The organism is Actinoplanes derwentensis (assembly GCF_900104725.1).
Classification (GTDB): domain Bacteria; phylum Actinomycetota; class Actinomycetes; order Mycobacteriales; family Micromonosporaceae; genus Actinoplanes; species Actinoplanes derwentensis.
On sequence record NZ_LT629758.1, the window covers coordinates 4,225,633 to 4,239,969 of the forward strand.

10 protein-coding genes and 1 pseudogene are annotated in these 14,337 nt (G+C 69.7%); 7 read left to right on the forward strand and 4 right to left on the reverse strand.

Annotation, left to right across the window (positions count from 1 at the left end; all coding sequences use genetic code 11):
* The first annotated feature begins 34 nt into the window (after positions 1–34).
* Positions 35–1,639: a methyl-accepting chemotaxis protein gene (locus tag BLU81_RS18710; protein WP_092545856.1), complete on the forward strand. Its 1,605-nt coding sequence runs from the start codon at positions 35–37 to the stop codon at positions 1,637–1,639.
* Here BLU81_RS18710 and BLU81_RS18715 read toward each other — a convergent pair.
* A complete protein-coding gene (locus tag BLU81_RS18715; RefSeq protein WP_092545857.1) occupies positions 1,607–2,026 on the reverse strand; it encodes an ATP-binding protein in 420 nt (139 codons plus the stop codon). The genes BLU81_RS18710 and BLU81_RS18715 overlap by 33 nt on opposite strands.
* A 98-nt stretch (positions 2,027–2,124) precedes the next feature.
* On the opposite strand from BLU81_RS18715, the gene BLU81_RS18720 reads away from it, so the two are divergent.
* The 3 genes from BLU81_RS18720 to pflA are packed head-to-tail and all read left to right on the forward strand — an operon-like array spanning position 2,125 to position 7,075.
* Positions 2,125–4,095: a hybrid sensor histidine kinase/response regulator gene (locus BLU81_RS18720; RefSeq protein WP_092545858.1), complete on the forward strand. Its 1,971-nt coding sequence runs from the start codon at positions 2,125–2,127 to the stop codon at positions 4,093–4,095.
* 8 nt (positions 4,096–4,103) lie between these two features.
* A complete protein-coding gene (gene pflB / locus BLU81_RS18725; protein WP_092545859.1) occupies positions 4,104–6,344 on the forward strand; it encodes a formate C-acetyltransferase in 2,241 nt (746 codons plus the stop codon).
* A complete protein-coding gene (gene pflA, locus BLU81_RS18730) occupies positions 6,341–7,075 on the forward strand; it encodes a pyruvate formate-lyase-activating protein (protein ID WP_092545860.1) in 735 nt (244 codons plus the stop codon). The genes pflB and pflA overlap by 4 nt, the downstream gene beginning before the upstream one ends.
* Positions 7,076–7,361: 286 nt before the next feature.
* Here the strand turns inward: pflA and BLU81_RS18735 are convergent, their stop codons facing one another.
* Both BLU81_RS18735 and BLU81_RS18740 read right to left on the reverse strand, forming a co-directional pair.
* Positions 7,362–8,999, reverse strand: coding sequence for a CocE/NonD family hydrolase (locus BLU81_RS18735; RefSeq protein ID WP_092545861.1), 1,638 nt, complete (start codon positions 8,997–8,999; stop codon positions 7,362–7,364).
* A 19-nt stretch (positions 9,000–9,018) separates the two neighbouring features.
* Positions 9,019–9,474 carry a MarR family winged helix-turn-helix transcriptional regulator gene (locus tag BLU81_RS18740; RefSeq protein ID WP_092545862.1) on the reverse strand — a complete coding sequence of 152 codons (456 nt, stop codon included), beginning with the start codon at positions 9,472–9,474 and terminating at the stop codon, positions 9,019–9,021.
* A gap of 174 nt (positions 9,475–9,648) precedes the next feature.
* Between BLU81_RS18740 and mraY the strand changes: the two are divergent.
* Positions 9,649–10,752 (forward strand): annotated as a pseudogene (mraY, locus tag BLU81_RS18745) (phospho-N-acetylmuramoyl-pentapeptide-transferase).
* 125 nt (positions 10,753–10,877) lie between these two features.
* Here mraY and BLU81_RS18750 read toward each other — a convergent pair.
* Entirely contained in the window at positions 10,878–11,525 is a 648-nt protein-coding gene (locus tag BLU81_RS18750) for a response regulator (RefSeq protein WP_092545863.1), read from the reverse strand.
* 104 nt (positions 11,526–11,629) lie between these two features.
* Here BLU81_RS18750 and BLU81_RS18755 point away from each other — a divergent pair, with 104 nt between their 5' ends.
* Entirely contained in the window at positions 11,630–13,288 is a 1,659-nt protein-coding gene (locus BLU81_RS18755) for a GAF domain-containing sensor histidine kinase (RefSeq protein ID WP_092545864.1), read from the forward strand.
* A gap of 73 nt (positions 13,289–13,361) precedes the next feature.
* Positions 13,362–14,321 carry an Acg family FMN-binding oxidoreductase gene (locus BLU81_RS18760; protein ID WP_092545865.1) on the forward strand — a complete coding sequence of 320 codons (960 nt, stop codon included), beginning with the start codon at positions 13,362–13,364 and terminating at the stop codon, positions 14,319–14,321.
* Positions 14,322–14,337 lie beyond the last annotated feature (16 nt).

The following is a 14,337-nucleotide window of genomic DNA, read 5'->3' on the forward strand; positions in this document are numbered from 1 at the left end:
TGGGTTCACATCCACTGGGCTAGCGAGGGAACCAATGGCGATTCTGCGGCGTATGCGACTGGCCGGGCGGCTCGGCACCGCCTTTCTGATCGTGCTGGTCCTGCTGGGTGTGGCCGTCGGGATCGGCGCGTGGGGCCTGACCCGGCAGGCGGCGTCCGCGGACGAACTGCAGAAGCTACAGCATCTGATGCATCAGGTGGATGAGCAGAAGTATTACAACGGCGACATCTCGGGCTGGCAGGTCGCCTATGTGTGGGACACCCGCCGGCTCGGGCCGAAGGAGGCCGTCGACCCCGCGAGCGACAACCGGGCCGGCTTCCTGGCCGACATGGAAGTGCTCCAGAAGTTGCTTGCCGAAACCGACACGTCGGTCATGACGGATGCCGAACGGGCGCTCTTCGCGTCGATCCGGAGCCTATGGGCCGATTACAAGACAGCCGACGACCAGATGGTCGCGCTGTACGAGGCGGGCCGGATCGAGGAGGGCGACAAGGCCCTGCTCGACATCAGTTACGCGGTCTACTTCAAGATCAACGAGGCTACCGCGCCCCTGGTGGCTTCGGTCACCGACCGAGCGGATCAGGCCGCCGAGAGCGCCCGGTCCGAGGCCTCGACCATGCGTACGATCATGGTGGTCGTGTTCGTTCTCGCGGTCGTCGTCGCGGTGCTGTTCACCGTGGCGGTGACCCGCAGTGTGACCGGCCCGGTCGGGCGGCTGGTCGACGTGCTGCGCGGCATGGCCCGCGGGGACCTGACCGTGCAGGCGGACACCAGCGGCGCCGACGAGATCGCCGCGATGGGCCGCGCCGTTGACGAGGCCGTCGCCGGGGTCCGCGCCACGGTCGCCGAGATCGTCGAGAACGGCGGCCGGCTCACCATCGCCTCGGAGACCATGCACCGGGTCAGCCGGGAGATCGACACCTCGGTCGCCGAAGCCGACCAGCAGGCCGGGATGGCCGCGGCCGCCGCCGGCGGAGTCTCCGGCAACGTGCACACCGTCGCGGCCGGTTCCGAAGAGATGGGCGCGGCGATCTCCGAGATCTCCCGCAACGCCGCCGACGCCGCCCAGGTCGCCAGCGACGCGGTCGCCGCGGCCCGGGCCACCAGCGAGACGATCAACCGGCTCGGTGTCTCGTCGGCGCAGATCGGCGACGTGATCAAGACGATCACCGCGATCGCGTCGCAGACCAACCTGCTCGCGCTGAACGCGACCATCGAGGCGGCGCGGGCCGGCGAGTCCGGCAAGGGCTTCGCGGTGGTGGCCAGCGAGGTCAAGGACCTGGCCCAGGAGACCGCGCGGGCCACCGAGCGGATCTCCCAGCAGATCGCCGCGATCCAGTCGGACACCGGTCAGGCGGTCACCGCGATCGACGAGATCAGCCGGATCATCGAGCAGATCAGCGACTTCCAGACCACCATCGCGTCGGCGGTCGAGGAGCAGAGCGCCACGACTGCCGAGATGAACCGCGGGGTCACCGAGGCCGCGAACGGGGTCAGCGACATCGCCGGCAACATCGCCAGCGTCGCGCACGGCACCGCCGCCAGCCGGAGTGCCGTCGGTGAGGTGGCGCGCACCGCCGAGGACGTGCGGGGACTTGCTGACAGCCTACGGGCGGCGGCCGGCCGGTTCTCCATCTGAACCGGCGCCCGGACACGCGAGCAGTTCGACCCGGACCCGTTTGCCGCCCTGATAGTTCTGCACCGACCAGCCGGCCGACAGGGCTTCGATCAGGGCGATCCCCCGGCCACCGATCCCGTCCGGGTCGCGGCGGCGCGGCACGACCGCCGAGCCGTCCGCCACCGACACGACGACCGTCGCGTCATGGGCCTCGAGTTGCAGTTCGAGGCAACCGCCGCCGTGCCGGACGGCGTTGGTGACCAGCTCGCTGACCACCACAGCGGCGGCGTCGAGCCAGTCTTCGTCGCGGAAGCCCCATCCGGTCAGCACCGCGGTCGCGGCCCGGCGCGCCGAGCCGGGAGCACCACGGTCCAGTGGGACGTCCAGGTGGGCCGTGAGCTCACTCATGCATTACCCCGCGAATCGCCTGTGTGCGGGGCGGACAGTACCCCGGTTCCGGCCCGGACAAAACCTCTGCCGGATTTATTATGATTTAGGCTGACGGCATGGCTTCAGTGCTGGTCGTGGAGGACAACCCGGAACATCAGGCGGTCATCGCCGAGGTGGTCCGGCGGCTCGGCCACCGGGCCACCCTGGCCTCCGACGGGCGGGACGGGCTCGCCGCCGCCCTCGCCAGCCGTCCCGACCTGGTCGTCGCCGACGTCGACATGCCGCACCTGGACGGCATCCGGATGTGCCGGGCCCTGCGTGAGAACCCCGGCACCGCCGACGTCCCGGTCGTGCTGATCACCGCGTACCTGCCGCCCGGCGACACCACCCTGGCCGAGGCACAGGCCCTGGCCGTGATCCCCAAACCGTTCAGCGTCAAAGAGCTGACCGAGACACTGCGCGCCTGCATCGAGGTCCCGGCCGGCGCCCGGCACGACCCCGCCTTCACCGAGGCACTGCTGCGCAGCCTGGACGCCGGAGTCGTCGCCTGCGACATGGAGGGCCGGTTGGTGGTGGTCAACCAGGCGGTCCGGGACCTCTTCGGCGACGAGAGCCTGGGCGTGCCGGCTCGCGACTGGGCCGAACGGTTCGGGTTGCGCCGCCCGGACGGCAGCACCCTGCCGCCGGAGGAGGTCGCACTCTACCGCTCCCTCGCGGGCGAGGAGATCCACCACGACGAGGTGCTCGCCCACGACCAGCAGGGCCGGCGGCGCTGGTTCGCGATCAACGCCCGGCCGGTCCGCGACGACAGCGGGAAAATCCTGGGCGCGGTCGCCGCGGTGCACGACGTCACCCCCGAACATCAGCAGCGGCAGTACGAACACTGCACCACCGAAGTCCTGAAAGCTCTCGTGCAGGCGCCCGACACCGGACGGGCCGGAGCCGAGGTGCTGCGTGCGATCTCCGCCGAGCTGGGCTGGCCGTACCTTCGACTGTGGCTGGTCGACGGGGTCACCGACCGGCTGCGCCCGGCCGCCACCCACCTGGCGCCCGGCTCTCCCCCACTGCGGCTGCCGCCCACCCTGAAACGCGGTGAGGGACTGGCCGGATCGTGCTGGGAGTCCGGCGAGCCGGTGTGGGTGCCGAACCTGCGGGCGCCGGACGTGCCGGTGATGGCCGAGGCCGAGCACTACCGGGCCGCGGTGGCCGTGCCGGTACTCAGCGCCGAGAAGGTGATCGGGGTGCTCGCCTTCTTCACCCTGGAACCGGAGGACCCCGACCCGGCGCTGACCGTGCTGCTCAGCGGCATCGCCGGGCACATCGGCTCATACCTGGAACGCCGCCGCTCCGAAGAACTGGCCGACCAGCTCGCGGCGAGTGTCGGCGAGTACATCGCGCTGGTCGGCCACGAGCTGCGCACCCCGCTGACGTCGATCGGCACCTACACCGATTTGATCAACGAGGAGCCGGACGGCACCACCGTCGGCGAGATCCGCGACCTGCTCGGGGTGATCGAGCGCAACAACGCCCGGCTGCGCTCACTGGTGGAACGGCTGCTCGACCTGGCCGCCCTGGAGGCCGGGCACGCCCAGCTCACCCTCGGTGACGTGGACCTGGCCGCAGTGGTGACCGCGGCGCTGGCCGGTACCCAGGTGCACGTGGAGGTCCCGGATCGGCTGCCGATCCCCGGCGATCGGGCCCGGCTGCGGCAGGTGGTGGAGAACCTGGTCGGCAACGCGGTCAAATACAGCCCCGACGGTACGGCGGTGCACGTCACGCTCACCGCCGACGACGACGCGGCGGTGCTCTGCGTGACCGACAACGGGATCGGGATCCCGGCCGGGGAGCAGAACCAGCTCTTCGCCCGCCTCTACCGGGCCTCGAACGCCCGGCACAGCGGCATTCCCGGCGCCGGGCTGGGCCTGGCCCTGAGCCGGGCCATCGTCGAACTGCACCGCGGCACCATCACCCTCAGTGAGAACGACGGCGGCGGCACGGTCGCCACCGTCCGGCTGCCCCGGCGATCCGGGACTTCCGACCCTGCCCGCCCGGCACACCGCAACGCGACCCTGGGAGGGAACCACTAGGAGGGGTCATGCCGACAGGCAACAAAGACGCGTGGCACGGTTTCACCGGCTCGACGTGGCGCACCGGGATCGACGTGGCCGCGTTCATCCACGACAACGTCACGCCGTACGACGGTGACGCCGCCTTCCTCACCGGGGCCACCGAGCGCACCACACACCTCTGGGACACGCTGTCCCCGATGTTCGCCGAGGAGCGCGCCAACGGCATCTACGACGTGGACGCCGAGACACCGTCGACGATCACCGCGCACGCCCCCGGTTACCTCGACCGGGACCACGAACTGATCGTCGGCCTGCAGACCGACGCGCCACTGCGCCGGGCGATCATGCCGTTCGGTGGACTGCGGATGGTCGAGAACGGGCTCCAGGCGTACGGCCGGGAACTGGGCCCTGAGATCCGGAAGATCTTCACCGCGTATCGCAAGACCCACAACGCCGGGGTGTTCGACGCCTACCCGGCCGAGGTGCTCGCCGCCCGCCGCTCGCACATCATCACCGGGCTGCCGGACGCCTACGGCCGGGGCCGCATCATCGGCGACTACCGCCGGGTCGCGCTCTACGGCGTGGACCGCCTGATCGCCGACCGCAAGCAGATCACGACGACGCTGAACGCGCGACTGTCGGTGGCCGACGTGATCCGCGACCGGGAGGAGATCGCCGAGCAGACCCGGGCGCTGGGCGAGTTGAAACAGATGGCCGCGTCGTACGGCTTCGACATCTCCGGACCGGCGCGCACCGCGCAGGAGGCGGTGCAGTGGCTGTACTTCGCCTACCTGGCCGCCACCAAGGAGCAGAACGGCGCGGCCATGTCGCTCGGCCGCACCTCCACGTTCCTCGACGTCTACCTGCAGCGCGACCTCACCGAGGGCCGGATCACCGAGGAGTTCGCCCAGGAACTGATCGACGACTTCGTGATCAAACTGCGGATCGTGCGGTTCCTGCGCACGCCGGAGTACGACGAATTGTTCTCCGGCGACCCGACCTGGGTGACCGAGTCGATCGGGGGCATCGGCGCCGACGGCCGGCCGCTGGTGACCCGGACCAGCTTCCGGTACCTGCAGACGCTCTACAATCTGGGGCCGGCGCCGGAGCCGAACATGACGGTGCTCTGGTCGCAGCAGCTCCCGGCGGGGTTCAAGCGGTTCTGCGCACAGGTCAGCATCGACACCAGCAGCATCCAGTACGAGAACGACGACCTGCTCCGGCCGTACCTCAGTGACGACGCGGCGATCGCCTGCTGTGTGTCGGGCATGCGGGTCGGCAAGGACATGCAGTTCTTCGGGGCGCGGGCGAACATCGCGAAGGCGTTGCTGTACGCGATCAACGGTGGCCGGGATGAGATCAGTGGTGCGCAGGTGGCGCCTTCTTCTCCTTCACTGGGCGGCGACATTCTGGACTACGACCAGGTTCTCGACGCTTATGACAAGACCTTGGACTGGCTCGCCGAGACCTACGTGGACGCTCTGAACGTCATTCACTACATGCACGATCGGTACGCCTACGAACGCCTGGAGATGGCCCTGCACGACTACCCGGTGCACCGTTTCATGGCCACCGGCATCGCCGGGCTGTCGGTCGCCGCGGACAGCCTGTCGGCCATCAAGTACGCCCAGGTCAAGCCGGTACGCGACGAGAACGGGCTGGTCGTGGACTACGAGGTGGACGGCGACTACCCGACGTTCGGTAACAACGACGACCGGGTGGACACGATCGCGGTGGACCTGGTGGACCGGTTCATGGCGAAGATCCGCCGGCAGCCGATGTACCGGGGCGCCGAACCCAGCCTGTCGGTCCTGACGATCACCTCGAACGTGGTCTACGGCAAGCACACCGGCAACACCCCCGACGGCCGCCGTCTCGGTGAGCCGTTCGCACCGGGCGCCAACCCGATGAACGGCCGGGACAAGCACGGCCTGGTCGCGGCGGCCCTGTCGGTGGCGAAACTGCCGTACCGCAGCGCCCGCGACGGCATCTCACTGACCATCACGTCCACCCCGGACAGCCTCGGGCACACGCCCGCCGAACAGGCCGGCAACCTGGTCGGGGTCCTCGACGGCTACACCGACGGCGGCGGCTTCCACATGAACGTCAACGTCCTCGACCGGTCGACTCTGGAGGACGCCATGGTCAACCCGTCGAAGTATCCGCAGCTCACCATCCGGGTCTCGGGTTACGCGGTCAACTTCGTGCGGCTGACCAGGGAGCAGCAGCGCGACGTCATCTCCCGGACGTTCCACGGCTCGCTGTGACCGTCACCGGGAGTGTGCACTCGTTCGACGTCTCCACCGGCGTCGACGGGCCGGGGACGCGGTTCGTCGCGTTCCTGGCCGGGTGCCCGCTGCGCTGCCTCTACTGCCACAGCCCCGACACGTGGTACCGGCGCAGCGGGCAGCCGACGACCGCCGACGAACTGATGGCGGAGATCGCGCGCTACGAGCGGTTCATCAAGGTCGCCCGGGGCGGCGTCACGCTCAGCGGTGGTGAGGCACTTCAACAGCCCGATTTCGTACGGGAGATCTTCTCCCGTTGCCACGAGCGGGGACTGCACACCGCCCTGGACACCAGTGGCGCTCTGGGAGCGAAGGCCGACGACGCCCTGCTCGACGTGACCGATCTGGTCCTGCTGGACGTCAAGTCCGGCGACGAACAGACGTACCACGAGGTCACTCGTACCGGCAGCCTGGAACCGACGGTGACGTTCGCGCACCGCCTGGCCGACCGCGGCATCCCGATCTGGATCCGCTTCGTCCTGGTCCCCGGCCTGACCGACAGCGAGGAGAACGTCGAGTCGGTGGCCGCCATCGCCGCATCGATCCCGACGGTGGAGCGGGTCGAAGTCCTCCCGTTCCACCGCCTGGGCGCCGCCAAATACGCCGCCCTGAACCTGCCGTTCCCCCTGGCCGACACCCCGGCCCCCTCCCCCGAACTGCTCGACCGGGTGCACACCCAGTTCCGCGCCCACGGGCTGACCGTCTACTGACACCGCAAACCGTCGTACCGCAGCTGTACTCTCCCCGCATCACGTGGGAGAGGTGCCGACTGAAGAAGGACCGTTGGACGATCAGACCCGGCCAGTTCGTGCATCGAGGGGAGCTTTCCCAATCCTTCGGCCTTCCTCCGCAGTACGGGATATCGTCCTCGCCTCGAAGCCAACATGTCGCGTTGCATGTCTCGTCGGCAACCAGCTGGCTTCGAGATCTGTGATGCCGACCTGCGAACAGAAGAGCCGGTAGGCGAGGTGTACCGGACGGCCATCGCCGAGACGGTCACGACGGCCACACCGGTAGCTCGACGAGGGACGGGTGGGCCGGATCGTGGGAGATCTCCTGGGTGGCCTCGTGCAGGGTGGACGCCGTCGCGGCCAGCTCGCCCGAACCCGGGTTGCGGGCGTACCGCGGGTGGGCGCCCGAACTGACCTGCACGCTGATCCGGTGCCCGGCGGCGAACCGGTGGAACACCGGCCACAGCTCGATCGTCACCTCCGCGAATTCTTCGGCTTCACCCTCGACGCGGCGGATCGCGTCGCTGACGGTCATCGAACAGCCGTCCGGGTGCACGTCGGTGATCCGCACGAACACATCGGCGCTCGGCCGGGAGGAACGGAACCGGATTCGGGCCACCGGCGTTCCGGCCAGGGTGACCGCTTCCTCGAGGACGTCACCCCGGAAGACCACTACGTCGGTACGGGACTCATGGGCCGCGTTGTCGACCGGCCCCTGTTTCGGCTCCAGACTCGGGCCGCCGATCGCCGGGGTGGGGTCGGCCGGGTCGTAGGCGTACGAGGTGATCCCGCCGTCCGGAAGTCCGGGGTGCAGCCGTCCCGTCTCGTACAGGTGCCAGGACGTCGTCTCGCTGGCGGGCGGCGGCCAGGACGGCAGGTCGTGCCACTGATCAGCACCGGTCAGGTAGGCGCGAACGGGCGAGTTCCGGGACTCCCCCTTCAGGAACGCGGTGCTCTCGCCGACCGCCGTCGCGCCCATCGCCGGAGCCGAATGCCCCCACGGGCCGATCGTCAGCCGGGGCGCGCGGCCTTCGGCGGCCAGCTGGGCGTAGGTGCGGATCTGCCAGGGCAGGAAGATGTCGTACCAGCCGGTGATCATGTAGACCGGGGCGGTCACGTCCGGCACCGAGGCGGTGTGTGACTGCTGCGTCCAGTACTCGTCGGTCAGTTTCTCGTACCCGACCCAGTCCTGGTACCAGTGGACCGGGTGCCCGGTAGCGGCCGTGTCACCGGCACTGAGCGGGAGTGTGCCGAACCCCCGTTTGAGCTTGCCGTCGGGGCGCAGCATGCCGAGGAACAGCGCAAGGAAGTCGCGGCGGATCATCCGGTCCATCATCTGCGTCCAGCCCAGCGCGTTACGCAGCGAGAACGTGCCGTTGTCCCAGGTGACCGCACCGAAGTCGGGCATCGTCACGAGTAGGCAGAGGGCGTCCGGGGCGTTCTCCGGATCGGTCCGCTGCAGGTGCCCGGCGACGGCCCACTGGGTGAACCCCATGTAACTGGGACCGAACGTGGCCACGGTGCCGGTGAACCACGGCTGCTGGCGTACCCACCGGTGGGTTGTCGCACCGTCCCGCTGCTCGTCGATCTGCGGGGTGAAGACGCCACCGGAACCCCAGGTGCCGCGGCAGCTCTGGAACAGCACGGTGAACCCCTCCCGAGCCAGTGCTTTCGCTTGGCCCGCCACCCCACCACTGCGCCCGTACGGTCCGCGGATCACGATCGTCGGCAGTGGCGCCGCCGGAGCGCCCACCGGCGTGATCAGGTCGGCGAGCAGTTCCACCCCGTCGTCCATCGGCACACGCAGGTTCTTGCGGATCTCGACCTCGTAAGGGCCGGGGGTCAGTCCGGGCAGAGTCCGCGACTGCATCCAGCGGGAGAACCGCTGCCGGAACGTACTCATGGGGTGGCTCCTTCGGGATTCACTGATGTGCGGCGAGGGCGTCGCGCAGGCGTTCCAAGGCGGGAAGGGCAGCGGCCAGAACCTCGCGGTCACTCGGGGTCAATCTCTGGGCCGCGGCGGTGATCAGGTCGCCGCTGGCCCGATCGAACCGTTCGAACAGGTCCAGGGCACTCTCCGTGGCGAGGACCTCGACGTGCCGGCGGTCACCGGGGCGCGGGCGGCGTTCGATCAGGCCACCCGACTCCATCACGGTGAGCAGGTTGCTGACGGTCGGGCGGCTCAGGCCGAGCCGTCCGGCGAGCTCACCGGGCGAGGCCACGGCGCCCCGCGGCAGCGCCCGGATGATCTCGATCTGCGCGTCCGGGATCTCCGGCAGCCGCTCGGCGGCCCGCGCGATGGCCAGCAGGTTCCGTCGCAGCGGCGAGATGACCGCAGCCAACCGTGCGGCGTCCAGCACATCCGGTCGTCGATCCATGGTCCGATAGTTTTGCCACAAAACTATTGGGTGTCAATGTCGGAGGACAGTCGCCGCCCGGGTCTTCGTGGTGTGTCCGGGCCACTCCGTCCACTGCCGGATGACAGACTCACTTCCCATGATCGATGCCTGCACCGAACACCACCCGGTCGGCCGGCTCGTGACGGCTCGTCCGTGAGGGCGGTGATCGTCGCGACGGTGATCGCGTTCGTCATCTCCCTTCTCGGCACGCCGGTGGCGATCCGCGTGTTCACCGCGCTCAAGGCCGGACAGCCGATCCGCTCCCTCGGGCTCGCCTCGAACGAGGGCAAGAGGGGCACCCCCGCGATGGGCGGTGTGGTGTTCATCGTGGCGACTCTCATCGCCTACGTCGCCGGGCATCTGGCGCTGACCACGCTGCCCGAACGGCAGATCGCACAGGAGAAGCCGACCATGACGGCTCTCGTCCTGCTCGGCCTGTTCGTCTTCTGCGGCGCGGTCGGCTTCCGCGACGACTGGATCAAGGTGCGCCAGCGTAACTCCGACGGCCTGTCCGCCAAGGGCAAGCTGCTCGGCCAGGCGATCGTCGGCACCGGGTTCGGTGTCGCCGCGCTCTTCTGGGCGAGCACCAACGGCCAGACCGTGGCCAGCGAGAACATCTCGTTCATCCGGGACATCAGCTGGCTGGACGTCGGCAAGGTCGGCTCGGTGATCGTCTTCGTCTTCGTGATCACCGCGATGTCGAACGGCGTGAACCTCACCGACGGCCTCGACGGCCTCGCCACCGGAGCGTCGACCCTGGTACTCGGCGCGTACGCGGTGATCGGGTTCTGGCAATACCGGCACTGATGCGCCGACGCCGGGTACACCCGGGTGAACGAGTACTGCTACCAGGTCCGGGATCCCCTGGAGGTCGCCGTGATCGCGGCAGCGGCAGCCGGCGCCTGCCTGGGTTTCCTGTGGTGGAACACGTCGCCGGCGCGGATCTTCATGGGCGACGTGGGCTCGCTCGCGCTCGGTGCTCTGATCGGCGGGCTCGCGGTGGCGACCCGCACCACGCTGCTCTCGATCTTGATCGGTGGGCTCTTCTTCATCATCACGGTCACCTGGGTGATCCAGATCATCTCGTTCAAGACCACCGGGAGACGTGTCTTCCGGATGGTGCCGCTCCACCATCACTTCGAGCTGGCCGGGTGGAGCGAGGTCAACATCGTGGTCCGGTTCTGGACCATTGCCGGTGTCTGTGTAGCGGTCGGCCTGGGACTGTTCTACTCGGAGTACCTGGCGGCCGTCGGATAGGGGCGGTGCGGACGCGCGCTGAACAGCGGTGACCACCGCATTCGGCCCGGCGGCCGCGAGTCGGCCGGGACCCCGGCGGACCTCGCGGGGTGACTACGGGGCTGTTCGCCGGGCGTACCGAGAAATCAGGTTTTGGACGGGTGGTCGCCGAGCAGTTTGGTGGCCAGGACGGCGGCCTGGGTGCGGCGTTCCAGGCCCAGTTTGGCCAGCAGGCTGGAGACGTAGTTCTTGACGGTCTTCTCGGCCAGGAACATCCGGCCGGCGATCTCGCGGTTGGTCAGGCCCTCGGCCACCAGCTCCAGGATGCGGCGTTCCTGGTCGGTCAGGGAGGCCAGTTCGCGGGGTTGTTCGACGCCGTTGCGGATACGCTCCAGGACACGCTGGGTGACCGCCGGGTCGAGCAGGGACTGGCCGGCGGCGACGCGGCGGACGGCGTCGACCAGGTCGGTGCCGCGGATCTGTTTCAGCACGTAACCGGAGGCACCGGCCATGATCGCGGCGAAGAGGGCCTCGTCATCCTCGTAGGACGTGAGGATCAGGCCCTTGATCGACGAGTCGACGGCGCGCACGTCGCGGCAGACGTCGATGCCGTTGCCGTCCGGCAGCCGGGCATCGAGGACGGCGACGTCGGGACGCAACGCGGGGATGCGGCGGGCCGCCTCCTGGGCGGACCCGGACTCGCCGACCACCTCGATGTCCCCGCCGGCCTGGAGCAGGTCGATGAGACCACGGCGGACGACTTCGTGGTCGTCGAGGAGAAAGACTCGGATCATGTCTCCATTCCTACCCTGAGATGTCCCGGTCACCTAGGGACCAAAGTCCCGCGCGGCGCGAGCGGCCCGAGTTGCGGGGGCCCCGGCTCCGCTAGCCTCGACACGTGGCTGACGCATCGACTCCCTCGCTAGGGCTGAGCCCTCTCTCCAGAGTCCGTCTCGATGAACTGCTGCAGGAGATGCAGAACCGGGTCGGCGACATCGTGACCAGCCGGGAGCGGCTGCGGGCGCTGCTGGACGCGGTTGTCGGCATCGGCACCGACCTCGATCTGAACAGCACGCTGCAGCGGATCGTGAAGGCGGCGTGCGCGCTGGCGGGGGCACAGTACGGCGCTCTCGGTGTGCTCGCGCCGGACCGGGCCAGCCTGTCCGACTTCGTCACACACGGCATCGACCCGGCGGCGCACGCGAAGATCGGTGACCTGCCGCACGGCCGGGGTGTGCTGGGCCTGCTGATCACCGAGCCGCGACCGGTGCGGATGCCGGACATCAACGAGCACCCCAATTCGTACGGTTTCCCGCCGAACCATCCGCCGATGCACAGTTTCCTCGGTGTTCCGGTGCGGACCCGGGATCAGATCTTCGGCAACCTGTACCTGGCGCAGAAGCGGGATGCCGACGAGTTCACCGACGACGACGAGGAGATCGTGGTGGCACTGGCCGCCGCGGCCGGGGTGGCGATCGACAACGCCCGGTTGTACGCCCTCGCGCAGCGCCGCCAGCGATGGCTGGCCGCGGCCTCGGAGATCACCAGCGTGCTGCTGGGGACGGTGCGCCGGACCGAGGCGCTGCGGCTGATCGCCCGCCGGGCCCGGGAGGTGGCCGACGCCGAGATGGTGCTGGTGCTGCTGCGCGAGAGTGACAGCGACCGGTACCGGATCGAGGTGGTGGACGGCGCCGACCCGGCACTGACCGGGACGGTGGTGCCGGCGTTCGACGCCGACGACGATTACCGCCTGGTGGAGAACCTGTGTGACGCCGCCGAGTGGCCGGTCCCGGTGCCGGACGGCCCGGCCCTGGTCGCGCCGTTGAAAAGCGACCCGCCGGGTGTGCTGATCGTGAGCCGCCCGGCCAGCACCGACGACGCGGCGCTGCTGTCGACGTTCGCCGGGCAGGCGGCACTGGCTCTGGAGCGGGCGCGGGCGCAGGAGGAGCGGGAACTCCTCGCCGTGCTGGAGGACCGGGAGCGGATCGCCCGGGACCTGCACGACGTGGTGATCCAGCGGCTGTTCGCGACCGGCATGCAGTTGCAGGGTGCGATGGCGCCGGGAGTGCCGCCACAGGTGGTGCAGCGGATCAACACGGCCGTCGACGACCTGGACGCCACCATCCGGGACATCCGGCGGTCGATCTTCGAACTGCGCGCGCCGGTCGGTGCGACGTTGCGGACCGAACTGCGGGACACCTGTGACGCGGCGCTGGACACGCTCGGGTTCCGGCCGACACTGGAGACTACCGGGCCGGTGGAGAGTGCGGTGCCGGACGACATCGTGCCGGAGCTGATGGCGGTGCTGCGGGAGGCCCTGTCGAACGTGGCCCGGCATGCCCGGGCGAGCAGTGTCCGAGTGTCGGTGCGGGTCGCCGACCGGCAGTTGGTCCTGCAGGTGGAGGACGACGGAGTGGGCATCGACCCGGCCCTGGCCCGCGGCGGTGTGGTGAACATGGGCGAGCGGGCCCACGATCTGGGCGGCGGTTTCGAGATCGGACCGCGATCGGACGGCCCCGGCACGCTGCTGACCTGGCGCGTTCCGATCGGCGGTTGACCGGGACCTTCGGCCCTTATCGCCAGGCGCCCGCACGGGGCACGGTGTCAGGGGACAGTGAAGGAGAATCGCCGTGAACCGCTACGACTCGTCCGACCTTCGGCGCGCCGCCGCGGCCGGGATCCAGGCCCCCTCCATGTACAACAGTCAGCCGTGGGCGTTCGGTCTGCGCGACGGCGCGATCGAGGTGCTGGCCGATCCGGGCCGGCAGCTCGCGGTCGCCGACGGCGGTGGTGGCTGGGCGATGCGCCTGGCACTCGGCGCGGCCACCTTCAACGCCCGGCTGGCCCTGGCGTGGGCGGGTACGCCGGCTGACGTGCTGCTGCTGCCGGACAGTGGCCGGCCCGAGTTGATCGCCCGGCTGACCCCGGCCCGGCGCCGGCCGCCCACCTACACCGAACGGGATCTGTACGCGGCGATCGAGCGCCGGTACAGCAACCGGGAACCGTTCTGGCCCGATCCGGTGCCGGCCGACGTGCGGGTGCGACTGATCGAGGCGGCCCGGGTCGAGGGCACCTGGCTGGACCTGCTGGTCGGGATGACCGCGCTGACCGGGTTCTCGGAGATCGCGCACAGCGCCGACCGGGTGCTGCGCCGTGACATCCGTTACCAGGCCGAACTGATCACCTGGACCGGCACCGAGTCGTCGATCGACGGCATCCCGGCGGTGGCGGCCGCGTCGGTGGCCGAGGCGCAGGATCTGCTGCCGCAACGTAACTTCGGCGACCGGCGGCGGCCTCCCGGACGCGACTACGAGCCGGAGCCGCTGGTCGGGATCCTCGGCACCGGCGGGGACCGCAGACTCGACCAGTTGATGGCCGGGCAGGCGCTGCAGCACGTGCTGCTGACCGCCACCGACGCCGGGCTGGCCAGCTCGCTGATCTCCCAGCCGATCGAGGTGGCCCCGGCCCGGGACCAGTTGCGGCGGTCGCTGGGGCGGTCCGGGTTCCCGCAGATCGCGTTCCGGATCGGATACGGCCAGCCGGGACATCCGTCACCCCGGCGTGACGTCGATGAGGCGCTGCTCGGGTAGCCCTTTAAGCTGGCCG